At 38.9% G+C, this 22,915-nt stretch carries 20 protein-coding genes; 10 read left to right on the top strand and 10 right to left on the bottom strand.

Annotated elements, in window-relative coordinates; translation table 11 throughout:
- Nucleotides 1-32: 32 nt before the first annotated feature.
- Nucleotides 33-1,238, top strand: coding sequence for an MFS transporter (locus PQ460_RS02780; RefSeq protein WP_274171723.1), 1,206 nt, complete (start codon nt 33-35; stop codon nt 1,236-1,238).
- A gap of 134 nt (nt 1,239-1,372) precedes the next feature.
- Here PQ460_RS02780 and PQ460_RS02775 read toward each other — a convergent pair whose 3' ends face one another.
- Nucleotides 1,373-3,064: a glutamine--tRNA ligase/YqeY domain fusion protein gene (locus tag PQ460_RS02775; RefSeq protein WP_273613814.1), complete on the bottom strand. Its 1,692-nt coding sequence runs from the start codon at nt 3,062-3,064 to the stop codon at nt 1,373-1,375.
- Between the two features lie 211 nt (nt 3,065-3,275).
- Here PQ460_RS02775 and PQ460_RS02770 point away from each other — a divergent pair, with 211 nt between their 5' ends.
- Nucleotides 3,276-3,536, top strand: a complete 261-nt coding sequence (locus PQ460_RS02770; RefSeq protein WP_274171722.1) for a DUF2164 domain-containing protein — start codon at nt 3,276-3,278, stop codon at nt 3,534-3,536.
- Between the two features lie 78 nt (nt 3,537-3,614).
- Complete coding sequence (locus PQ460_RS02765) at nt 3,615-4,163, top strand: GNAT family N-acetyltransferase (protein WP_273613816.1); 549 nt, start codon at nt 3,615-3,617, stop codon at nt 4,161-4,163.
- 115 nt (nt 4,164-4,278) lie between these two features.
- On the opposite strand, the gene PQ460_RS02760 is transcribed toward PQ460_RS02765, so the two are convergent.
- The 3 genes from PQ460_RS02760 to PQ460_RS02750 are packed head-to-tail and all read right to left on the bottom strand — an operon-like array spanning nt 4,279 to nt 8,568.
- Nucleotides 4,279-5,778: a glycosyltransferase family 2 protein gene (locus PQ460_RS02760; protein ID WP_273613817.1), complete on the bottom strand. Its 1,500-nt coding sequence runs from the start codon at nt 5,776-5,778 to the stop codon at nt 4,279-4,281.
- Nucleotides 5,759-6,847 (bottom strand): HEAT repeat domain-containing protein, encoded by a 1,089-nt coding sequence (locus PQ460_RS02755; RefSeq protein ID WP_274171721.1) that lies wholly within the window; start codon nt 6,845-6,847, stop codon nt 5,759-5,761. The genes PQ460_RS02760 and PQ460_RS02755 overlap by 20 nt, the downstream gene beginning before the upstream one ends.
- Nucleotides 6,844-8,568: a response regulator gene (locus PQ460_RS02750; protein ID WP_274172864.1), complete on the bottom strand. Its 1,725-nt coding sequence runs from the start codon at nt 8,566-8,568 to the stop codon at nt 6,844-6,846. The genes PQ460_RS02755 and PQ460_RS02750 overlap by 4 nt, the downstream gene beginning before the upstream one ends.
- A 277-nt stretch (nt 8,569-8,845) precedes the next feature.
- On the opposite strand from PQ460_RS02750, the gene PQ460_RS02745 reads away from it, so the two are divergent.
- Complete coding sequence (locus PQ460_RS02745; protein WP_274171720.1) at nt 8,846-9,265, top strand: hypothetical protein; 420 nt, start codon at nt 8,846-8,848, stop codon at nt 9,263-9,265.
- Here the strand turns inward: PQ460_RS02745 and PQ460_RS02740 are convergent.
- A complete protein-coding gene (locus tag PQ460_RS02740) occupies nt 9,253-9,750 on the bottom strand; it encodes a GNAT family N-acetyltransferase (protein ID WP_274171719.1) in 498 nt (165 codons plus the stop codon). The two genes, PQ460_RS02745 and PQ460_RS02740, sit on opposite strands and share 13 nt — an antisense overlap.
- 74 nt (nt 9,751-9,824) lie before the next feature.
- Nucleotides 9,825-11,063 (bottom strand): MFS transporter, encoded by a 1,239-nt coding sequence (locus PQ460_RS02735; RefSeq protein ID WP_274171718.1) that lies wholly within the window; start codon nt 11,061-11,063, stop codon nt 9,825-9,827.
- 156 nt (nt 11,064-11,219) lie between these two features.
- Between PQ460_RS02735 and PQ460_RS02730 the strand changes: the two genes are divergently transcribed.
- The 4 genes from PQ460_RS02730 to PQ460_RS02715 all read left to right on the top strand — a co-directional run bounded on the left by PQ460_RS02730 (nt 11,220) and on the right by PQ460_RS02715 (nt 16,344).
- Entirely contained in the window at nt 11,220-12,134 is a 915-nt protein-coding gene (locus PQ460_RS02730) for a sigma-70 family RNA polymerase sigma factor (RefSeq protein ID WP_274171717.1), read from the top strand.
- Nucleotides 12,135-12,222: 88 nt separating this feature from the next.
- Nucleotides 12,223-12,669 (top strand): carboxymuconolactone decarboxylase family protein, encoded by a 447-nt coding sequence (locus PQ460_RS02725; RefSeq protein WP_273613823.1) that lies wholly within the window; start codon nt 12,223-12,225, stop codon nt 12,667-12,669.
- A gap of 594 nt (nt 12,670-13,263) precedes the next feature.
- On the top strand, nt 13,264-14,901 hold the full coding sequence (locus PQ460_RS02720; protein WP_274171716.1) for a copper amine oxidase N-terminal domain-containing protein: 1,638 nt from the start codon (nt 13,264-13,266) through the stop codon (nt 14,899-14,901).
- Nucleotides 14,902-15,138: 237 nt separating this feature from the next.
- On the top strand, nt 15,139-16,344 hold the full coding sequence (locus PQ460_RS02715) for an ATP-binding response regulator (RefSeq protein WP_274171715.1): 1,206 nt from the start codon (nt 15,139-15,141) through the stop codon (nt 16,342-16,344).
- 61 nt (nt 16,345-16,405) lie between these two features.
- Here the strand turns inward: PQ460_RS02715 and PQ460_RS02710 are convergent, their stop codons facing one another.
- Both PQ460_RS02710 and PQ460_RS02705 read right to left on the bottom strand, forming a co-directional pair.
- Nucleotides 16,406-17,605, bottom strand: coding sequence for a sensor histidine kinase (locus PQ460_RS02710; RefSeq protein WP_274171714.1), 1,200 nt, complete (start codon nt 17,603-17,605; stop codon nt 16,406-16,408).
- A gap of 116 nt (nt 17,606-17,721) precedes the next feature.
- A complete protein-coding gene (locus PQ460_RS02705) occupies nt 17,722-18,144 on the bottom strand; it encodes a GNAT family N-acetyltransferase (protein WP_274171713.1) in 423 nt (140 codons plus the stop codon).
- Nucleotides 18,145-18,364: 220 nt separating this feature from the next.
- On the opposite strand from PQ460_RS02705, the gene PQ460_RS02700 reads away from it, so the two are divergent.
- Nucleotides 18,365-19,144: a hypothetical protein gene (locus PQ460_RS02700; RefSeq protein WP_274171712.1), complete on the top strand. Its 780-nt coding sequence runs from the start codon at nt 18,365-18,367 to the stop codon at nt 19,142-19,144.
- Nucleotides 19,145-19,237: 93 nt separating this feature from the next.
- On the opposite strand, the gene PQ460_RS02695 is transcribed toward PQ460_RS02700, so the two are convergent.
- Both PQ460_RS02695 and PQ460_RS02690 read right to left on the bottom strand, forming a co-directional pair.
- Nucleotides 19,238-20,125: a formate/nitrite transporter family protein gene (locus tag PQ460_RS02695; protein ID WP_274171711.1), complete on the bottom strand. Its 888-nt coding sequence runs from the start codon at nt 20,123-20,125 to the stop codon at nt 19,238-19,240.
- 238 nt (nt 20,126-20,363) lie between these two features.
- A complete protein-coding gene (locus PQ460_RS02690) occupies nt 20,364-21,725 on the bottom strand; it encodes an FAD-dependent oxidoreductase (RefSeq protein WP_274171710.1) in 1,362 nt (453 codons plus the stop codon).
- 421 nt (nt 21,726-22,146) lie between these two features.
- On the opposite strand from PQ460_RS02690, the gene PQ460_RS02685 reads away from it, so the two are divergent.
- Nucleotides 22,147-22,803 carry a pyridoxine/pyridoxamine 5'-phosphate oxidase gene (locus PQ460_RS02685; protein WP_274171709.1) on the top strand — a complete coding sequence of 219 codons (657 nt, stop codon included), beginning with the start codon at nt 22,147-22,149 and terminating at the stop codon, nt 22,801-22,803.
- The last annotated feature ends 112 nt before the right edge of the window (nt 22,804-22,915 follow it).

The following is a 22,915-nucleotide window of genomic DNA, read 5'->3' as shown; positions in this document are numbered from 1 at the left end:
AATGAAATGTCTGATGAAAGGATTGGCTGGCTTTGCATCCGAATATAAACAACACTACTTTTACACCATTGCGATGGTTTACCTTTTTTATATATGGAACACTGGTTATTTTCACAAGCTTTTTTCAATTATACCTGCAAGATATCGGGATGAGCCAGAGTGAGATTGGTGCTCTGATGGCGATTGGCCCGCTAATCTCGTTACTTGCTAATCCATTTTGGGGATTTTATAGTGATCGTCTACAAAATGTACGATTTGTGTTGCTGATTATGATGCTGGGTACGTTGCTAATGGTTCAGCTTGTTTTTCATGTGCACAATTATACGATTATCTATATTGTGATGACGGTATTTTTCTTTTTCCAGACACCGATGTTGGCACAAAGCAATACACTCATTCTTAGTTATATTGATGGTACACCCAAAAAGTTCGGTGGGTTTCGTCTATACGGTTCACTAGGTTGGGCGTTAACTGCTGTTGCCGCAGGGCCTGTTATCGATCGATTAGGAGTCTCTCAAATCGGTACGGTATTTACAGTGTTGCTTCTTATTGCAATCGGTATCATTTTGCTATTACCACCACAGACCAAATTACCCGGTGGATCAGCAACGATGAACCGCTATGCGATGAAGAAATTACTCGGCAATTTATATTTTGTCGGCTTTATTGTCTTTGGTATTCTGGTTGCGATCCCCAATGCGATGAACAGTACATTTGTATCGTTATATATTGTTGAACTGGGCGGAACCAAATCGATGGTCGGCTGGGCGGTATTTGCTTCTTCTATTTTTGAAGCGGCTTTGTTTTTGTTATTTGATCGGTATTTGAAACGTAATATTTCTTTTATGATCGGTTGGTTAGCGATTGTCAGTCTACTGTTCACGTTACGCTGGTTTTTGATGGCTGAAGCGACCAGCCCCTGGGAAATTATCGCAATTCAATTGCTTCATGCGGTTACATTCGGTGGTTATTTCTATGTCGGTACACAGCTTACCATGATGTTTGTCCCCAAAGCATTCCGCAGTTCCGGACAAGCGATCTATACGATGACATGGAGCGGAGTCTCCGGTGTCATTGCAGGTTTTCTAGGCGGATGGTTATTTCAAAATTTCGGGTCAGAACAGATGTATCTAGCCGGTGTTGCTCTTTCCTTTGTTGGAGCGATAGGATTTGCGTCGATGTGGCTGAATGTCAAGCGCACACAATATCGGATGGAAGAAGAGGACGAGCAGTATTAATACATTCGGTAGACTTGAATGAGTTATATAGTCTGATAATAGCTCAAATAAAAACCGCCCTTCTCACGTATAGAGAACAGGCGGTTTTTTGATCATAGTTGTTCATGTTCTAGCTGATAAAAAGGGATATAATTTTACGCTTTTGGTAATTTGAATGAACTCTTCATCGATACAACAAGGTTAAATACCGGATCACCTGGCATTGTATATTTCGGATCAGCACTGAAATAACCATGACGGAAAAATTGGTAACGATCGTAGCCTTTTGAATCTTTCAATCCAGGTTCTACAAATCCGTGTACCACTTCAAGCGATTTTGGATTCAAATAATCCAAAAACGTTTTTTCAGCAGTTTCTTCGTTCTCATCGGTTAATTCTGCGTCTGCTTCTTCAGCCGTAATCAATGGCTCATACAGACGGAATTCCGCTGGAACGGCTTGGCTTGCTTCAACCCAGTGAATCGTTCCTTTGACTTTACGTCCTGTAAATCCGCTACCGCTTTTCGTTTCTACATCATACGTACAATGAATTTCTGTTACATTGCCTTCTTCATCTTTGATTACATCGTTACATTTGATAAAGTAAGCATGTTTTAGGCGAACTTCATTGCCCGGGAATAGACGAAAATATTTATTCGGTGGATTCTCCATAAAGTCATCTTGCTCGATATAAATTTCACGTGAAAATGGAATTTGGCGAATACCCATTTCTTCATTTTCTGTGTTATTTTCTGCATCTAACATTTCAACTTGTCCTTCAGGATAGTTTGTAATCACCACTTTAAGTGGACGCAAAATACCCATTGTACGAGGAACACGCAATTTTAAGTCTTCACGTACAAAATGATCTAGTGTTTGTAGATCAACAACGCCCTGACTTTTGGAAATACCCGTCTCATAGACAAATGCACGAATACCTTCCGGTGTATATCCACGACGACGTAATCCTGAGATCGTCGGCATACGTGGATCATCCCAACCATCCACAATATTCTCGTCTACCAATTGTTTTAGCTTACGTTTACTGGTTAACGTCTGTGCCAGATTCAAGCGACCGAATTCGTATTGATGAGGTTCTGCTTCCACTTCACACTCACGAATCACCCAATCATAGAATGGACGTTGGTCTTCAAATTCAATCGAACACAGTGAATGTGTTACATGTTCAATCGCATCTTCTAATGGATGAGCAAAAGTATACATTGGATAAATGCACCATTTGTCACCTGTATTGTGATGCTCTAGATGAGCAATACGGTAGATTACCGGATCACGCAGATTGATATTAGGCGAAGCCATATCTATTTTGGCACGTAGTACACGTTCACCATTACCGAATTCACCTGCACGCATACGGCGGAATAGATCTAAGTTTTCTTCAATAGTACGTTCACGATATGGGCTGTTAGTACCCGGCTCGGTTAGTGTTCCACGCATTTCACGAATTTGATCAGCAGATTGATCATCCACATAAGCAAGTCCTTTTTGAATTAACAGCTCTGCTTTTTCATACATCGTATCGAAGTAATCGGAAGCAAAATATTTGCCTGTCCATTCATAACCTAACCATTTTACATCTTCTTCGATCGATTTTACGTATTCTACATCTTCTTTTGCCGGATTCGTATCATCAAAGCGTAAGTTCGTACTACCACCGAATTCTTTCGCCAGTTCAAAGTTAATCCAGATTGCTTTGGCATGACCAATATGGAGATAACCGTTCGGTTCTGGTGGGAAACGGGTAACGACCTTTTTAACTTTACCGGACTGTAGGTCTTCCGCAATTACTGTTTTTATAAAATTAGGCGGGGTATTTGTATGCTCCACGTCAATCAACCTTTCATCGTTCAGTTTGTTTTACAGGAATAATCCAATACTTCCATTATAACTGTTCTGGCAAGTTAGACAAGGATATGACGATTTGGATAGAGACCTTTGTCCTGTTCGAGCGATCGTATTTTTGATGCTAATTGGCTTTGACGCTAGAGGTTGAATACGGTAGCATGTAGTATAAACGTGTACAAAGGAGTAATGACGCATGAAACCATTGACGCTACCGAAAGAACAGCGTGAGCATATGATTGCGCAAATCCAGCATTTTTTTGAAATGGAGCGTGGCGAAAGTATAGGCGATTTGGCTGCTGATTCGGTACTTGATTTCTTTTTGCAATCGGCAGGACCTCTTATTTATAATCAAGCTTTGGCTGATTGTCGTACCACGTTAAATGAACGTATGGCTGGACTGGAAGAAGATATCTATGCTTTGGAAAAACACCCTCCTCTTCGTCCACGTCGTTAACTCATGAACTACTCTAATCTATACATTTTATCCGGTGCACTTCATTTCATATTCGATTAAGAAAGAGGGTATACTTTGATGTTTACATATAAATTGGATGAAGAAATCGAATTAAGGCCACTTGAACCCAGTCATGCTCGTCCTATTTATCAGCTTATCGATCAATCCCGTTCTTCTTTGCGTCAATGGTTAGCATGGGTCGACGCAACCAATTCAGTAGCGGCTAGTGAAGAATATGTACGTTCTTCGATGACTCAGGCGATGGAAAATGGCGCTTTTAATGCTGGCATCTGGTACAAAGGTCAACTGGCTGGTATTATCGGATTTCATGAGATCAATTGGAATCATCGTTCAGTCGGTATAGGGTACTGGCTCGGTTCTCATTATGAAGGCAAAGGGTTGGTTACTTCTGCGCTTCGTGTATTAATCGACTATGCACTAATTGAACTGAATCTGCACCGGGTTGAGATTCGCTGTGCTACCGGTAATCATCGCAGTCGCGCGGTTCCTCAGCGTCTGGGCTTTATTTTGGAAGGTATTATTCGGGAAGCTGAATTGTTACCGATTGGTTATGTAGATCATGCAGTGTACGGAATGCTTCAACAAGAATGGAAGTTAAAACGCTAATCGCTCTACTCTTTTTCTTTTGTCCAATACATTAAGATCATTTCATGACAAAAAGCTACTTCACTTTTGCAATCTTGCAGGTGAAGTAGCTTTTTATGGTATAACGACTATTCGTTTATTTTTTAGGTTGAATAAGTGGGCTTTCTGGTCGCATTTTGATCGTATCTGAACTGCCACCGATGACATTTACACGTGTCATCTCACCCCACTGGGCTTTTTTACCACGAATTGCTTGAGCCAGCCCGATCACTCTCCAGACGGTTAGCATCGGACGATACCAGAATGATTCGGATAACGCATGAAGCACCAGCCGGAATACATCTGCTATGCGATTATAATGATGGAATCGCCATTCTTCAAATAATACTGCCCCTGTCGACAATAACGAACCATACAAAATCATCATCAATGTCAGTGATGCACTGATTTCCCAGCCTGCGCCTGCTTTGAGAACCAGACCTAATACAATCATAATTAAGCCGATCAATTCAACTACAGGGCCAAACAGCTCTACGAACATAAATAATGGCATAGCGGCGAAGCCGATGCGTCCATAGCGCGGATTGAACAGCATGTCTTTGTTCCGCCATAGACTTTCGAACAATCCACGTTGCCAGCGAATCCGTTGCCGACGTAAAATTTTGCGACTTTCCGGTGCTTCTGTCCAGCAGACAGGTTCTGGAATATAGATAATCCGACCTTTGCTTTTCTTTTTCCGCAATAGACGATGTAAACGAACAATCAGCTCCATATCTTCACCAATTGTCTCTGTCTCATAACCGCCCACTTCAATCACCCAGCTTTTTTTAAATACACCAAATGCACCGGATACAAGGATCAACATATTGAAGCTACTCAGACCGATCCGCCCCATCAAGAAACCGCGCAAATACTCGATAACTTGCATCACAACATATGGATTACGAGATAGCAGTACATTTTCACTGCTCAGATAACCTGTATCGACAATACTTCCGTTGGCAATCCCTACACTACCGCCAGTAGCTATAATCTCTTCACCAGGCTTCGCTTCCATAATAGGCTTCATTACTTTGATAAAAGCATCGGTATCCAGTACAGTATCTCCATCAAGGGAAGCAAAATAAGGATAACGTGAAACGTTAATGCCTGCATTAAGCGCATCCGCTTTCCCACCGTTTTCTTTATCCACCAGTACTAGATTGGGATGCTGTAAAGAGCGATAAATATTGCGAATCGGTGCTGTAGACTTGCCTAATGCTGAAAAAGGAACACGATTGGAAATGGGCGACATATCAAATTCATCAATCATCCGTTGCGCAGTATCATCTTTGGAACCATCATTGATTACGATAACTTCAAATTGCTTGTAATTGATACTCAGCAGTGAACGAGCACTGGATACGATATTACCACCTTCATTGTAAGCAGGAACAAGAATTGATAAAGGAGCTAATTCGTTTTCGAGTGCTTTGCTATATTGAAGTCCGCTCACATCTTTGTCTTTGCGCAAATCTTTGGCAGCCGCGAAATACATTAACAAATACGCTCCGGTTGAAAAAGCAACGTATAATATCGTGATCACAGCAATGATATGGTAAACAACTAATCCGAGGTCAGCCCACATTCCGCTCATAATTTCTCCTTTCTAATATCTCTTGTGCCATCTCTTTTGCAAATCGGTCAGGATGATTGGTCGCTATTTGTTCCAATATCGCTACACCTTGACGATAACGAAGCAAAGCTTGCGCCGATTGCAGACGAACTTCGTATGAATCATCACTCACCAACTGCTCCAGATACGGCAAAAAGCGTTCATCACGCGTACTATTAATTACTTTCACTCTCATCAATCGTTCTTGCCATGATACAGATTGTTGTTCAGTTAATGCTTGTTCCATCCGATTAGCCGCTTCAGGGCTCATATAACCAAAATTAGCAAGTGCTTTCATCGCGCGAATACGCATTTCTTTATCATTAGAATACATACATTGCTCTAACAATTGCAGTACTTCTTGCGTACGAATATTGTTAATCCGCAGATTATCTATAATGATATAGCGTAATTTGGGACTGTATTTATCGAACTGTTGTAGCAATTGATCTAACAGCTCTCCTTTGATTAACAACACCAACTGCAATAATTGAATGTCTGAGTATTGGATAGCTGCTGATTCCAGTTCATCCATAATCTCAGGAGCTTGAAATACAGCCAGAATCCGCAAAATCAAAAAGCGCTCATCACCTGTACAATGTTTGCGCTGTAACGCTTGTAAAAGCTCCGAGTGAAGACTCATCATCTGAAATTGCTCAATATAAAGTAAAGCATTGATACGAGTACTCCAACGCGAGCTACGCAAATCATTAGCATATGATTCTGCAAAATAATACTCACTTAGTTCTTTGATCCGCTGAGTTTCATTTTTGGAGCGACTTAGTGATAAGCGATGAATTAACATTTCTTCTATCGCTTTTTGTTCCAAGCTATTTTTAGCCAGCATTTTACGAGAACGTTCTCCTGTTGCAATATACTGATTCAGCGCAGAATCGGCTTTGGCAAGTTGCTCGGTTAAACGGTCTATCGCTTGTAACCGCCGATTGCGTTGATATTTACGAAACATCAGATACAGTAACAGTACGATAATCAATGACACCACTCCGACAGTTGCCCACCAGATCGTTACCAGTATATTATCAATACTCATAACGCTACCCCTACTTTGTTCAGTAAGCGTCGTACACGAGCTTCCAATTCCATCATACTAAATGGCTTGGTCATATAATCATCTGCTCCAGCACGTATCGCTTCTGTAATACCTTGTTCATCGTCGACTCCCGTTAACATCAGTACCGTATATTTTGAACCTTCTTCACCACGTAGACGGGAAAGAACTTCCATTCCGTTAATACGTGGCATCATTCGATCCAAAATCAATAAATATTGAGCAGATTCATCATGCCACGGATCATTCAAAAATTCTTTGCCATCTGTATAGACACGAATATCCAGTAAATATTCTTGTTCTAGATCGAACATTTGTCGTTCCAAAATATTACGTATTAATGGATCATCATCCACAATCGCTAGTCGCAATGGTTCGTTAACAGATACCGTCGGTACAGGTGGATTACTTATAGTAGGTTCAGGTATAACAGGATGTGCAACAACAGGCTTAGTGTCTACAGATCTACTCATTCTGGATGGCGTCTGTAACGGTATAGAAGATACCGATTTGCCTTGTTCTAGCGCTGTATTTAAATGCAACAATTGCTGATTCACCTGATCAAATAGTTGCGATTGATCGGTTGTAGCAAAGACAGGTACCACGCCATAGCGAATACGCATCATTCCTGCTGGAATCAAAGACGCGACTTGCGGCGAATAAAGAATACGATCAATAAAAGCACTACTTTGAGCAGGAGAGCTACCTGGTTGTAGCAAATAAAATCGCCCTGCACGTTCATGTGCCCATATATCTTCTACACGTAAAGACAATTTAATCGTATCCGAGACTTGGCGTAATAATTGATCGCCTTTCGCAAAATTATACGTTTTGTTGTAATTTCGCAGACCTTGCAGATCGATTACGATTAACGATACTTCTGTCTCATGTACTCGCGTTTGTTCTTGATATCGTTCTAATTCACGTTCTAGAAAAGGCATACTGTATGCCCCGGTTACACTATCTAATAACAGCAATTCTGTCAGCTTGATTCTTTTGCTGGTCAAACGGCGCACATGCAAAGAAAATTCGTCCATATCGAAAGGCTTAATCATAAAGTCTTCCGCTCCCATCGCATAACCATGCATCCGGGTTTCTTTATTGCCTGAAGCACTGATGATCATAACAGGAATAAAATGACGTTCACACAAATCTTGAATCTGTGCTAACAGCTCAAATCCGTTCATACCAGGCAATACCAAATCCAACACAACACAATCAGGACGTTTATCATAAAACAACGCCAAACCTTGTTCAGGCTCTGTCGTTGCTAACACTGTGAAATTTTGACTGACCAGTTCATCTTTTAATAAAGTAAGGAGCCCGATATCATCATCAATAATTAAGACGGTTCGAGCTTTAGTCGTATTTGTAGGGGATGTTATTGTAAAGGGTATCTTCTCGATCGGTGCAGTCTCTTTAACTTCAGGCTCCACATCTGACTGCTGGATAAGCTCATATAATGGTTCTAATATAATAACCATCTGCTCATGGTCAAATACACGTTGACCGTCTTCTTTGAATGTTGTCAGTAAACGCAAAGCTTCGGAGTACCATTCTGGCAACTCTATCGTGCCTGCTGTTCCTTTGATCGAATGTGCTAGCCGATACAATTCCTGTTCTGGAATCTGCGCATTAGGTTCTAGCATCTTCTGCAATTTTTCTTGTAATTGAAGTTTGAAAAGAATCTGATACTTCAACATACGATTCACAAATAAACCCCCTTTGCCTAGTTACTCTACTTTCTATTATCGGATATACCGGATTAAAATTTAACCATAAAGGCTCACCAATAGAAAATACTGGTACTAAATATGTAAAGAATCTGACACAGGGTTGAAACAAAAAAGAGAGGTTTTAGCTTACCTTTACATTCCTTTAAGTTTCTTTTAAGGCAAGCTGTTTAAGATAACGATAGAGCACATTACGTTAAAGGGTAATGCTCTACTTTTAACAATAGTATGAAATGAGGTATCCATGATGAAAAGCACGAAAAAAAACCACCGTTCACGTAAAGCGATGATCAGTACGTTGCTTCTAGGACTTGCGATCAGTAGCATGTTGCTAGGGGAAGAAGCAAATGCTCAAGCGCCATCGAGTGCGTCTGGTTCTTCGTTGACGAGTGAGCAACAGGATGCATTCCTGAGTACACTTGGCGCTTCGTCGGATGAGGATGTCTATGAAGATTTATATGAAGGCAGATCACTTGCTGAAACAGCACGTCGACATAACAAAAACCCACAAGCCGTAATCGACTTGCAGGTTGCGCAGATGACAGAGATTTTAAATGAACGATTAAATAAAGGATTATTGTCACCGGATACATACCGGGCACAAAAAGCAGAATTGACCGATCTCATTACAAAGAGTGTCTATGGTCAGACTTCCTACAGCCAGTAAGTCATCAAGATATCATCCACATATTGCCCGTTAATATAGAACTCTTCAGGAAGTCTTCCGTTTTCTACAAAGCCTAGCTTTTTGTAGAATTGGAAGGCTTCTTTGTTAGTTGAAAGCACACGAAGCGTTAATTTACGTATTTGTTGTGACCGAGCAAATTCACCTAATGATTCGATCAATTTGCGCCCTATTCCTTTGCCTTGATAATCAGGGTGAATCGCAATATGAATATCGTATACATGTTGATTGGTAGAGACATACGTAGGATGTTGAAATCCTACATATCCGCAGATCTGTTCTCCTAATATAGCAACCAGTTGCGTACCCGGTGGATGATCTTGCAAATATTGCTGACGTGATCCGTATTGTAGTACACATGGAGTGTTATTATCATTCCATACCAAATGATCAATTTCTATTAAATATTGAGCATCATTCATAATCGACAATCGAGTCACTAGCTGATCAACAGGCTGAACCGACATGTATACGCACCTTCTCTTATCTATTTGGTCTTTATCCTTTGAGTATAGTATATCATTCGTTTTACACTCAAGTATTAGCTAGAAGACTGAGGAAGTGATACTGCTTTTCTTTGTACATAATGATGAAGCATAAAGAATGCTAAAGAAAGAATACCTGCTAGTACAGCGACCCATGCTACAGGATGAAGTCCGCCAGCATCATAAAATACGCCCATAATATAAGGCCCGATGACACGTCCGACTGCACCTATTCCTCCGGCTACTCCTAGATAGAATGGAGCATACAATCCGGTTTTTTCAGAGACATACGAAGGAATAGCTGGAGATAACAACATCTCGCCAAATGTAATCAGAATCATCGCTACAATCATCGCCGGGTAATTATGAAATCCTAAAATAACAATATAGCCAAACAAATAAAAAAGAGCACTGGCAGTCATTTGAGCTTCAGCTGTCCGAGCAGCTACGCGGCGGATAAAATTCACGAACGGTTGACCTGCGAAGATCAATACACCGTTTAACGTCCATAACAGACTGTAATAACTAATTAACATACCTGAACTGACGATAAAAGGAGATACGCCTGTATTCCAGATTGAATTACCTAACCATAGAAATAACGAACCAATTCCCATATATAAGTAGACTCTTACTTGAGATAGTAACCATAATGGACGCTTTTCTGTATGGACTTGTGGTCGACCTGGATTATGTACATCTTCTTCCTGTACACGAGTACGTTCGCCTTCGCCGATTTTGGTCAAATATACAAAAAAGAAACCGGCAAACAATGCACAACTTACCCCGTTAAGTACAAATGTTAAATGATACGAAATATCTGCTAGCACCCCACATAAAGCGGTTCCTAGTGCTACACCAATATTGTTAGCAACATATACAATATTGAATAATTGTCCGCGACGATCTGCAAAGCGAAAGCCTATAAATGCTTGAATAGCTGGCAACGACATCGCATTAAATAATCCTACAAAAATCATCGTAATCATATACAGATGCCAGTTCTGACTAACAAAAGGCAATGCAAACAAACACAATGCATTTAATGACAATGAACCTACGATTAACTTTTTGACACCTAGACGATGATATAATGTACCTCCAAGCAATTGCCCGCCGATACCACCCAGTGATTGCAAAAGAACTATAAAACCTGCATCGGTCATCGTGCGACCGAGCTCCTGATAGACATAAAGTGTAGTTAGGGGCCACATTAATGATCCACCTGCTGCACTGATCAGGCTAGCCAGTAAAAAAACTTGTATTTCGCGTGGATACGATCTAAGCCAATTCATAAGATGAGAGTTCCTTTCTTGTTGATCACGCACAGAATAAGCACAATATTTCTAGTATGATATAGAGGATAGAAATTCAGCAAGTGTACCATGTAACGCTGTACATCGATTATTCCTATCGTATTACTGATATTAATAAGGAGATAGATTTCCAATATGACTTCTTTATTTAGTAACCATATCGAACACTTATATGTAGAATATCGTTCATTACTGACTGCTGTCGCTTATCGCATTACAGGGATGCGTACCGAAGCCGAAGATATTGTACAAGACCTTTTTATCTATCTTAGTACTAGCAACTGGAATCATGAGCAAGTTAATAATATTCGTGCTTATCTCATTCAATCGACAGTCAATCGAAGCTTGAATATACTGGAATCGGCACGAATCAAACGTGTAGAGTATCCGGGGGTATGGTTGCCTGAACCTCAGGTGAACGAATGGTCTTCATCTTCAGTATCTTCACGTACATCGGAGTTAACAGAAAGTGCAGATACTTCTATTATACTAACCGATGATATTAGTTATGCAGTGATGGTATTGCTCGATCAATTGACACCTGTAGAACGTGCGATTTTTGTATTGCGACAATCCTTTGATTTTTCTTATCGAGAGATTGCCCAATGGATGAATCGTTCAGAAGCTAATTGCCGCAAAATATTCAGTCGTGCTGTGCCCAAGCTACAAGAAGCGCAAGCGTCTGAATCGATTGCCTCTGAGCACAAATTAGCATTTACGCGTGCTTTTTTGCAAGCTACTCAGACAGGTAACTTTTCTTCTTTATTGGAATTACTTCAACAGGATATGCGTCTTTACACAGATGGCGGTGGTAAAGTTAAATCGGCTTTACGTCCTATTTTCGATCGTCGACGTGTGATTTCGTTCTTCAATGGTATTGCTGCTAAAGGGTCACTGACAGGAGAATGGTCGATCATATCGATCAATGGTGAAATAGGTCTACAACTTCAGCGTGAAGGGGTAACGGTAGCCGTTTATTCCTTTAGATATAATGCATCAGGACAAGTCGATCATATCTTTATGATCTCGAATCCAGACAAAATTAGCTAAGCTTGTCACAAATCGGTTTCCTCATTTGTCTAGTCTATATAAGCTTCTATCAAGCTTGTGACTATTTTATATTTCAGGAGGATAACCAATGCAAACACGTATGGATTATTACAAAGTACACCCGAAAGTCTATTCCCTTATGGGGCAAATGGAGAAATTTATCAAAGAACAGGATCTTGACCCTGTTCTATATGAATTGATCAAAATTCGCGCTTCACAAATCAATGGATGTGCGTTCTGTCTGGATGCTCATACACGCGATTTGCGCAAAATGGGTGAATCGGAAGAACGGATCGCTTTGACCAGTGTATGGAGAGAATGCCCTTATTATACAGACGCTGAAAAAGCAGTTCTTCATCTTACTGAAGTGGTAACTGAAATTACAGTGCAAGGAGTACCTCAAGCTGTATACAATGAGGTGTTACAGCACTTTAGCGAGAAACAATATATGGATATTATTGTAGCGATTAACACCATCAATAACTGGAATCGCATAGCGATTTCGACCGGTATGTTTCCGGGTTGTAAAGATTAAAAAAAATTTATAAATGACCTGTTTCAATATTTGTGTCCGTGTTTAACAATAAGTAACGGCAATTGGCGAGAATGATGTCCCCTTCGTTCTCACTTCTGCTATATCATGGACCACTCCCGGAATCCGCCATATTACGGTTTCGTTCCCCCGAACCGCACTATGGCGGATTTCATTTGTTTTGACCTATTCTATTTCCTACATCATACATATAAATGATGAAAGTGCCCTTATCATAAGGGCACTTTTTTTATTCTCTTTTCTTCTATTTCCGCTATTCTTTAAAATTATATAAGACACTTAGTTTAATTTCTGAGAAATGTGTTTATACATTATTCGTGAGTATGCAAGTAAAAAAAGGTAAGTTCATTATTCTACTACAGTGGGGCTGGTGATCGGGTAGCAAGGTCAGGAACGTATGATAAAGAAACAGTCGTCATGACTGCAATGAGAGCATGATATGACTTCGCTTCAGCCTCGCTTTTGAAATAAAAAAATAAATAAAGTGATCCAAAACCAATTATCTTTCGTTCATCTGTGTATGGACGGCAACATTTGATACACACAAAAAAATGTAAATACAAAGGGAGCTTACTTATGAAAATTCAAAAACTAATTGTACCCGCATTAAGTCTTTCTTTACTTCTTCCAACAACAGGAGCATTCGCAGCAACACCAACAACAGCGACTCCTACAGTTAGCACAAAAGCTGCTGACCTTCGTGCAGGACTTGATTACTTACTTTCCGAGCATTTCGCATTAGCTGTTGTTGCAATGACTAAAGCATACGAAGGTGCACCTGATGCTAAACAAGCATACGATGCATTGGATCAAAATGCGCTAGATATGCAACCTGCTATCGAAGCAATCTACGGTAAAGCAGGCGCGGCTGAATTTGAACGAATTTTCCGTGCTCACAACAAATACACAGACAACTTGGTAAAAGCAACTAAAATGGACAACAAAGCAGCTATCAAAAAAGCAGAAGCTCAAGTACAAAGCTTTGTAGATGAGTTCTCTAAATTCCTAGCAACAGCTACAGAAGGCAAATTGCCACAAAAAGCGGCAGCTCAAGCTCTTCGTCTACATGAAGATCAAGTACAAGACGTATTTGAAAAATATGTAGCTGGCGATTACACAGGTGCTTACACAGAATATCGTGAAGGTTTCGCTACAATGTTCACAGTAAGTAAAGCGCTATCAGGAGCAATCGTTGCTCAAAACCCTGCTAAATTCAACAACGGTTCTGTAGATACACCAGCTGCTGACCTACGCTCTGCACTAAACCAATTAGCAGCAGAACACTTTGCATTGTCTGTATTGCAAATGCAAAAACAATACAATGGCGAAGATAAAGATTCTGCAGCATTGATCAAAGCAGAAGCTAGCAACACAGCAGCATTCAAAAAAGCAATCACTTCGATCTATGGCGCAGAAGGTGGTAACCAGTTCGAAAAAATCTGGGTAACCAACCACATCAAAGCACAAAGCGATTATGTAACAGCATTGAAAAAAGGTGACAAAACATCTCTACAAGCTGTCAAAGATCGTATTAGTGATTTCACAACAGAATTCTCTACTTTCTTAGGTACAGCAACAGCAAACAACTTGCCTGCAGCTGCTGCTAAAAAAGCATTAGTCACTCATGAAGGTCAAGTTCAAATGGTTATCGATAACTATGCTGCTAAGAAATATGAAGCTGCATACAAAGCAGATCGTGAAGGATTCAAAACAATGTTCGGTATCGGCGAAGCTTTGGGTGGCGCAATTGTAAAACAATACCCTGATAAATTCAAAATGACTGCTGCTAAACCTATGCCAGCTAAACCAGCAACACCTGCTAAAGATGCTTCTATGATGACAGTATGGATGAAATTAAACAGCAAACAACTTAAAGTTGGCGACAAAATGACAACAATGGATACAATGCCTATGGTGAAAAACGGTACAACGTACATTCCATTGCGTTACCTTGCAGAAGGTATTGGCGCTAAAGTAGCTTGGGATAAATCTGCTGGTCAAGTTACAGTAATGGCTGGTAAAGATACAATGAAATTCTGGGTTGGTAAAAACACTGTTGATGTTAACGGTAAAACTCAAAAAATCGAAGCAGTATCTATGGTAGATAGCAACGGTAGAACAATGGTTCCTTTACGCTCTATCACTGAATTGCTAGGTTGGGATGTTAAATGGAATAAATCTACTGGTGAAATTACATTAACGAAATCAATGTAATTACTGCTTCCCTTTTATACCTTTCGTATAAAATAGTCTACTCTTATAAAAGGCACTCTTGTTGATTCTGACTAGAGTGCCTTTTTTCGACTCATTGTCTTTTTTTTCAAATATGGATAGGATTGGTTAAATTAGTTTATAATAAATTAGTTAACAATAACGTATATAACAGATGATAAAATAGATAAGACTATATTTCGATTCTATTATGAATCTAAGCCAATCGAGGTGTTGCGTATGAAAGACACAATAGAAACGATTAAACAACAACGAGAATTAGAATTAGAAGTCATCAAGTTACGTTTGCAATCGTATAATCAGCAACAAGTGATCGTTCTTTCGGAGCAAGCGTTACAACAAAAAACAGAATTTATCGCTATGCTTAGTCATGAAATCAGAACACCTATGAACGGCATTGTCACCATGACCGATTTATTAAAACAAACTACCTTAGAAGAAGATCAACAACATTATGTTAATATTTTGGAATCCAGTAGTGATGCACTAATGGCTCTTGTCGATAATTTGCTAGATATCAGTAAATTAGAATCCGGTCATATGATGATCGAAAAACATCCTTTTGACTTGATAAATACGATTGAAGATCTGGTCTATGCCCTATCTCCCAAAGCGTTCAAAAACAATGTAGAAGTGATTCTTGATATTGAGTCAGATATTCCTTTGTTTGTGATCGGGGATGCACTCAAAATCAGGCAAGTGATTATGAATTTATTACAAAATGCAGTTAAATTCACACACGAAGGTGAAATACTGGTATCGCTATTATTGCTTTCTCCGGTAGAAGATGAGCAAAATCTTACTGTTAAAATTTCTATTCGTGATACAGGGATTGGGATGTCTGAGGAGCAAATAGCGCAATTATTTGAAAATTATGTACAGGTTCATCATAACGAACATCATCAATACGGAGGTACAGGGCTAGGGCTTGCGATTACCAAAAGCCTTGTCGAATTGATGAAAGGTACAGTGGAAGTCACTAGCAAAAAAGATGTCGGTTCTGAATTTAGTGTCAGTATTGAATTTGAACGATATACTGACCTGCCTTCTATTCCTTTTGAAAAGGATGTACTTAAAGATGTACGCATCTTGTTAATAGACAATAATACAACTAGCCTGGAGTTAATTTCGATGATGTTGTCTGATTGGGGCGCAGATGTTAGTGTGATCTCAGAAATGAACGATGTGTTTTTTAATACGATTCAACATGAACATTTCGATGTCTGTCTACTGGATCTGGATAGTATTGATATGGAAGCGTGGGAACATCACCAAGAGATGTTACAAGATAAACCGCTATTTTTGCTTGCCCCACTTGGCAACAAAATAGAAGGTGAATTTAGAGCGTTATTTCAGACGATTATTACCAAACCGATCCGTAAACTACATTTGTTAAATACGATTCTTGCGAAAGCCAAAAAATAAAAGTACAAAAAAACTGCTATACGTATTCAGTCAATATGAATCGTACAGCAGTTTTTTAATGTTAATCGATCTCTACAGCTAATACACCATTGAGTAAGTGAAGCTTGCGAATAGGCTTAGTGATGACCGCTTTAAACATATCTTTAAATTCACCTTCCACTTTATCGCCCAGAGGAGCCAATACAGCCAATGGTTGTTTTTTCAAATTTGCTTTTTCGCGTTCCCACAAATGTGGGTTGATCGTACGCAGATCGATTAGAATCAGGTCATACATACTCTCTTGAATGTCTTCAAAAAATTCCTCATTCATTTCCAATCGATATGTTACGCTAGCTCCCCATTCTATCAGTAGATTACAGATTAATTGACTACTGGTTTTATTTTGATCCAGTACCATCACATTCATCAGTGATAATAGATCTTTTTTGAAGGGGATGGCAGGCACCTCCATATATTTTTTAAAATTGAATACGATACTTATCTCTGTTCCTATATCGACTTCACTTTTCACTTCGATCTTTCCATTCATTAATTCAATCAACTGCTTTGTAATAGCTAATCCTAACCCTGTTCCGCCGTAATGATGATCATCCGACTCATGAACCTGACTATAATTATGAAAAAGATGAGATAGCTGTTTTGCCGACATTCCAATCCCTGTATCACGAATAATGATTTGTACTGAAGCCAGTTCTACAGCAGATTCAAGCATTAGTAATGATATCTGTATCTCGCCTTTATGTGTGAATTTAATCGAATTTTGCACCAGATTCATAATCATTTGTCTTACTTTAAGCGCATCCCCCATCACAAATAAAGGAATCTCCGATTCAATAGCAAGAATCACTTCAACCTCTTTTTGAAAAGCACGCGGAGAAACAGAATAGAGCAAATCTTCTATAACATTAATCAGATCAAAAGGATCATTATCCAGTTGCATCTTACCTGCTTCCATTTTACTCAAATCCAATATATTGTTCACTAACGCCACTAATGTGACATTGCTAGTATTCATTAAATCCAAATAATAGCGCTGTTCTGTATTGACCGAAGTCTGTTCGAGTAGTGCAGTCAATGACAAAATAGCATTCATCGACGTGCGAATCTCATGACTCAACATCGCAAGAAATTCAGCATTGTGTCGTAACGTTTGTTCAGCAAGGTTGCGATATTCAAGATGTTCATCTATTAAAGATTTCAAATGAATATTTTCAACTTCTAATTCCTGGTAACGTATACTCCACTTGCTCCGGTTATTCATTTTTACGCTCCTGATCAATCAGTATGAGATTCACGTTCTCTCTCTATTACCCAATATCAACCTTAATATATTACATATTTATAAATATATAATATTTTTCCATTTGTAATACTTATTTATAAATATTTTTGCAAGTATATTTTCGATTGTCCTTTGATCGGAATATCTTTTATTTCTCCAAAGATCACATATCCATATTTCATATAAAAATGCGGAGCTTGCCAGCTCATCGTCGTCAATTCACTTATGGTAGCGCCCTGTTGTCTTGCTTGATCTTCAATCGCTTGTAACAACTTCGCTCCAACGCCCTGACCTCTATGTGCAGGATCAACCGCCAGATATCGAATATAGAGTAACCCCCATGCCATAGCCCCTGTCACTCCACCGATGTATTGTTCCCCTTCATAAGCAGCCAGTGAGAAAGAAATACTTTCATAATCAGGGATATGAAGATCATTATTCATATTGTGCTGATCTAAAAATACTCCAATCTGCGGTACATTGTGATCTAGGGATAATTCTTGAATATGCAAAAACATCACCTGCTCTTTCGGAGATTGTAGTGGAACAAATCTTAGATTATATTCGTTAAAAGTGTAAGTATACAGTAATTTTTCTAATTATGTATTTAAAACAATCGACTTATAATAAACATATTATAAAGAACCTTTATAACGTTTTTGTAAATAACTCTTTTTTCCATTGGGACAGATCCATAGATTCAATATATGTAAAATAAATAAAAGAGGAGGAACATACATGTTTAAGAAAGCTATATTATTAACAATGATTTTGTTGTTAATACCTATATCAGCATTTGCGTCTTCAATACCTTCTAGCATCGAAGGAGCTATTAAAGAGGATTTAAAAAATCAAAAGACTGAGCTAGATATACTTATAAAAAACTCTAAAAACAATAGTATCGTAAATAAGGGAACAGACCAAAAGACAGAATTAGGTGATGGATATTCTGTCTATATGATTAATACGGCTAACCATGTGAAAAATGATGTTTATAATAAATCATCGTCATTAGATAATTTTTTACAATTTAATGGATATTTATTTGTAATTGAAAGTAATAATAGAAGCAAGGCTATTGCTTTTGCAGATCGTGCACCTGATTATAATGAAATTACTCAATTTTCTACAGATACTGATTTTGCTAATCAAATTAAAAAAGCTAAAAGCTTAATTGGTTATAATAAAGATAGTAAAGTTTTGTACGATGGAGCTAATCAGATCGTTGCACTAGTTACTAAAAAAGATACCGTAGAAAAAGTAGCTCTTTTAAAAGATAGTATGCTTAATAATATGAATGCTTTTGATGTCTTTAACTCTGAGGAGTTTATTGCAAAGATTATTTCATCGCAAGAACAAAGATCAAAAATAGCTGCTATATCTAATGAACCAGTTTCAGGTGGAGGAGTCACAAATCTACCTATAAACAATGAAAGTTCCTTGAGAATCAAACCAGTGATCGTGGTTACTTCTATTTTTCTATTAGGTTTTATTGTATTTTATTTTAATAAAAAATGAAGTTTTTCATTTAAGATTTTGTATGAGTAAATTTAATATTTGAAAATCAAAAAAAGGTCTTCCGTTATAGGAAGACCTTTACTTTCATGACTATTAATGAGCTTGATCGCTATGTTGTAAAGGTAATGCTGATGTAGCCGATACTGCTGGCATCGTTGAAACAGTAGATTCGTTATGTTGAGCATGTCCTGAACCGGCAGGTGTTAGTTGATTTTCTTTTTTGATATAGGCTGTGAAATAAATTCCTGCTACGAACACTGCTCCACCGGTTAGATTACCTAGCCATACCGGAATAAAGTTCATAAAATACATATCCCAAGAATAATACCCTGCAAAGATTGCGGCTGGAATCAAAAACATATTAGCGACAACGTGCTGAAATCCGATAGCGACAAATGCCATCGTTGGGAACCAAATTCCGAGTATTTTACCACTGATACTATCTGCGCTATAGGATAACCAGACCGCCAGAGCCACCAACCAGTTACAACCGATCCCGGATAAGAACATTTGTGCAAAGCTTCCTTCTAACTTGTGCCCTGCCATTTCTACCGTTTTGGTTAAGTAAGGACCTGTCTCGGTTAACCCTACTACATGCCCGAAGAAGTAAGCGACAAATAAAGCACCTAATAGATTGGCTACTGTGATAGCTAGTAAATTACGGGCAACTTCTATCGTACTGATCCGCTTCGCCATCCGTGCTAATGGAACAGCCATCATATTACCGGTTAACAATTCTCCACCAGCCACAAGTACCAGAATCAATCCTACAGGGAACAATGCCGCCCCGATAAAGTTAGCAAAGCTTCCCCAGGATTCAGGTGTATTGGCGATCACTCGAATATCTAACAAAAATCCTAATGCAATAAAAGCCCCACCCAAAAAGCCAAGTACTAACATCTGTATCCATGTCGACTTGGCTTTGATAATTCCAGTCTCAATCGTATTCATTGCAATCTGTTGTGGTTTGTAATAAGCCATGTGTTGCATCCCCCTTATAAGCATCTATTTCCGCATAATTAAATTACCTTTTCATATTTCAATTTTAATACAACTACTTTGTGAAAAAAGTAACAAATATCACTTTATCAAAATTTTTGTGAAATTAAGCACAAAAGCCTGCACAGTGGGGGAACTGTACAGGCTTTGTTTAGGGGTAGACTTTTATAATGATAAATAGGAGCTTGCCATGATACACATTTACTTTGTTCTTATTTAATTAAGCGTGAACTTCTTGTTGCGTCTGAATTGGTGCTAATGCTTGCAACCCTACTGTATTCAAGTAGTTCCACGGTTTGTTGTAATGTGGTTGGAAGAAGAAGTCGATAAAGGCTAATTGATCAACTGTCATTTGGTTTTGGATACAGACAGAGATCGTATTGATCGATTGAGTTAAGTCAACTTTAGACATTAATTGTGCACCTAAGATACGGCGTGTTTCTTTTTCAAAGACCACTTTCAAGGTCACTGTCTCATGTGTCGGCATAAATTCTGGACGGTAGTGATCGTGCATGGTGCTTGTTTCTACATTCAAGCCTGCTTCACGAGCGGCTGTCTCGGTCATCCCTGTACCAGCAATATTATCTTCGTAAATTTTGATACCAGATGTTCCTTGGGTTCCCATATATTCATTGGTCGGTTGCACTAGATTACGAGCAACCAGTGTACCCATACGTACTGCATTGGTAGCTAAAGGAATATAGGCGTGTTTGCCTGTTGGATTGTAGAAGATCGCACAGCTATCTCCCGCAGCGAATACATCTTTTTTGCTTGTTTGCATATATTTATCGACCAAGATTGCACCATTGACTAACATATCGACTTGTCCTTTAAGCAATTCAGTATTCGGACGGAATCCGATACATAAGATCACCATATCTGCTTGATGTGTCGCTTTGTCAGTAACGACTGTTGTGACTTTACCATCTTCACCTGTGAATTTTACCACTTTCTCAGATAGCGCAAATTCAATGCCATGTTCTTGCAAAGACTCTTCGGTACGATCTGTAAATTCAGGGTCAAGATATTTGCTCAAAATACGTTCTTCAGCATCGATCAAAGTAACTTGTTTACCATTCATTTGGAATGCTTCTACCAGTTCAACACCGATATAACCTGCACCGACAACAACGATATTTTTAGCATGTTGTGCTTTTTCGATAATCGTATTCGAGTGGTTATAGTTTTTGCAAAGTAAAATGTTATCCAGTTCGATCCCTTCAAATTTAGGAACGATCGGCCAAGAACCAGTAGTCATAATTAATTTGTCATACGTATCTGTAAGTTCGATACCTGTAGTCAGGTCACGAGCTTTCAATGTTTTGTTATCTGTATCTATCGCTGTCACTTCATGCAACATTTTAGTGGTTACTCCTAGAGCAGCTAATTGATCTGGAGAAGAGTAAAATAATCCGTCTGGATCATTAACAACGCCACCTACATATAACGCGATCCCGCAAGATAGAAATGAGATATTATCGTTACGTTCATACACAGTGATCTCAGCATCCGGGTATAATTTAGCGGTATTAACAACAGCGGCAGTTCCTGCGTGAGTACATCCTATAACAGCTACTTTCATGGTTTCTTCCTCCTGATAAATCTGTATTTTTATTATTGTAAATTCTTCTTATCCAATGGTGTACAGTCTGTGCTAACTATCCGACAAGTCACATTCAGGTGAATTAAGATGTTAGGAGTAAGAGAAGTGTGTGGTTTCTCTATCTGTCCATCTTCTAGCTGACTGTTCTATTTTTTAATATGGTCTTTTTTCGTTTTGTTTAAGTTGTGAATTAATTCACCTTGTATTGCTATTATATTGTGATTTTTATCACATTACAAGAGGTTTACGATAAGTTCGCAATTTGTTCATATTTTTACAAAGTTTTATAAAGTTATATACAGATATGTTTCTAGTGCATCATTTTTGATTATCGGGTTTATTTGCTATACATTGGTTATGTTATAGTGAGAACAAATTAGATATAGAGGTGGTTAGTAATATGAGTGCACAATCAAGCAATATCTTGCGTGGTTTGAAAGCTTTATCTGGCCCTTTCCCTACATGGGATACTCAATCTCTACCGGATCGTCCGACAGATCTCTTTTTAGATTGGATGAAATTAGCTATTGAAATGAAGGTTAAAGAACCGCATGCGATGACTATTTCTACTGTCGATTCGGATGGTTTTCCAGATGCACGTGTATTGATTATTAAAGAAGCTAAAGACGATTCTTTTTATTTTGCTACTGGATTGGAAAGTCAGAAAGGTCAACATATCCAGCATAATCCGAAGGTAGCACTAACATTCTACTGGCCGGAGTTAGGTAGACAGATTCGTATTCGAGGTATAGCGGAAGATATGGGACTTGAAGCAGGAGCTATCGATCTGAGAAGACGTTCCCCTATCGCACGTGCTGTTGCAATGACAGAACGCCAGAGCCAACCTTTAGCAAGCGAAGAAGAATTGGAAAGTTCGGTTGCTATGCAAGAGCAAAAGATCGAACAAGATCCTGATGTCGTGACACCGAACTGGCGACTATTTGCTGTTCATGCTCAAGAGATCGAATTCTGGCAAGCCGATCCTGATCGCAAACATACACGTTATCAGTATATTCTCCATGATGGGCAATGGACACATCAACAATTGTGGCCGTAAACAGATCGTAGATATTATTTTGCAAATTCGTCTTTCGATCATTTTCTAGTGTAAAAGCAAAATCATTTTTATACGATTTTGCTTTTTTATTTTGCACAAAAAATCGGCAGTT

Source organism: Paenibacillus sp. KACC 21273, from assembly GCF_028736095.1.
GTDB classification, from domain to species: domain Bacteria; phylum Bacillota; class Bacilli; order Paenibacillales; family Paenibacillaceae; genus Saccharibacillus; species Saccharibacillus kyungheensis.
This window is presented reverse-complemented; position numbering and strand designations above follow the sequence as displayed.

Coding starts and splice junctions, on each gene's coding strand:
- PQ460_RS02740 (WP_274171719.1), bottom strand. CDS start 9,750: ATGTCGGTTCAGCCTGTTGATCAGCTAGTGACTCGATTGTCGATTATG.
- PQ460_RS02730 (WP_274171717.1), top strand. CDS start 11,220: ATGACTTCTTTATTTAGTAACCATATCGAACACTTATATGTAGAATAT.
- PQ460_RS02725 (WP_273613823.1), top strand. CDS start 12,223: ATGCAAACACGTATGGATTATTACAAAGTACACCCGAAAGTCTATTCC.
- PQ460_RS02690 (WP_274171710.1), bottom strand. CDS start 21,725: ATGAAAGTAGCTGTTATAGGATGTACTCACGCAGGAACTGCCGCTGTT.
- PQ460_RS02710 (WP_274171714.1), bottom strand. CDS start 17,605: ATGAATAACCGGAGCAAGTGGAGTATACGTTACCAGGAATTAGAAGTT.
- PQ460_RS02700 (WP_274171712.1), top strand. CDS start 18,365: ATGTTTAAGAAAGCTATATTATTAACAATGATTTTGTTGTTAATACCT.
- PQ460_RS02720 (WP_274171716.1), top strand. CDS start 13,264: ATGAAAATTCAAAAACTAATTGTACCCGCATTAAGTCTTTCTTTACTT.
- PQ460_RS02695 (WP_274171711.1), bottom strand. CDS start 20,125: ATGGCTTATTACAAACCACAACAGATTGCAATGAATACGATTGAGACT.
- PQ460_RS02735 (WP_274171718.1), bottom strand. CDS start 11,063: ATGAATTGGCTTAGATCGTATCCACGCGAAATACAAGTTTTTTTACTG.
- PQ460_RS02765 (WP_273613816.1), top strand. CDS start 3,615: ATGTTTACATATAAATTGGATGAAGAAATCGAATTAAGGCCACTTGAA.
- PQ460_RS02705 (WP_274171713.1), bottom strand. CDS start 18,144: ATGTTTTTGCATATTCAAGAATTATCCCTAGATCACAATGTACCGCAG.
- PQ460_RS02755 (WP_274171721.1), bottom strand. CDS start 6,847: ATGAGTATTGATAATATACTGGTAACGATCTGGTGGGCAACTGTCGGA.
- PQ460_RS02770 (WP_274171722.1), top strand. CDS start 3,276: ATGAAACCATTGACGCTACCGAAAGAACAGCGTGAGCATATGATTGCG.
- PQ460_RS02760 (WP_273613817.1), bottom strand. CDS start 5,778: ATGAGCGGAATGTGGGCTGACCTCGGATTAGTTGTTTACCATATCATT.
- PQ460_RS02750 (WP_274172864.1), bottom strand. CDS start 8,568: ATGTTGAAGTATCAGATTCTTTTCAAACTTCAATTACAAGAAAAATTG.
- PQ460_RS02715 (WP_274171715.1), top strand. CDS start 15,139: ATGAAAGACACAATAGAAACGATTAAACAACAACGAGAATTAGAATTA.
- PQ460_RS02685 (WP_274171709.1), top strand. CDS start 22,147: ATGAGTGCACAATCAAGCAATATCTTGCGTGGTTTGAAAGCTTTATCT.
- PQ460_RS02745 (WP_274171720.1), top strand. CDS start 8,846: ATGAAAAGCACGAAAAAAAACCACCGTTCACGTAAAGCGATGATCAGT.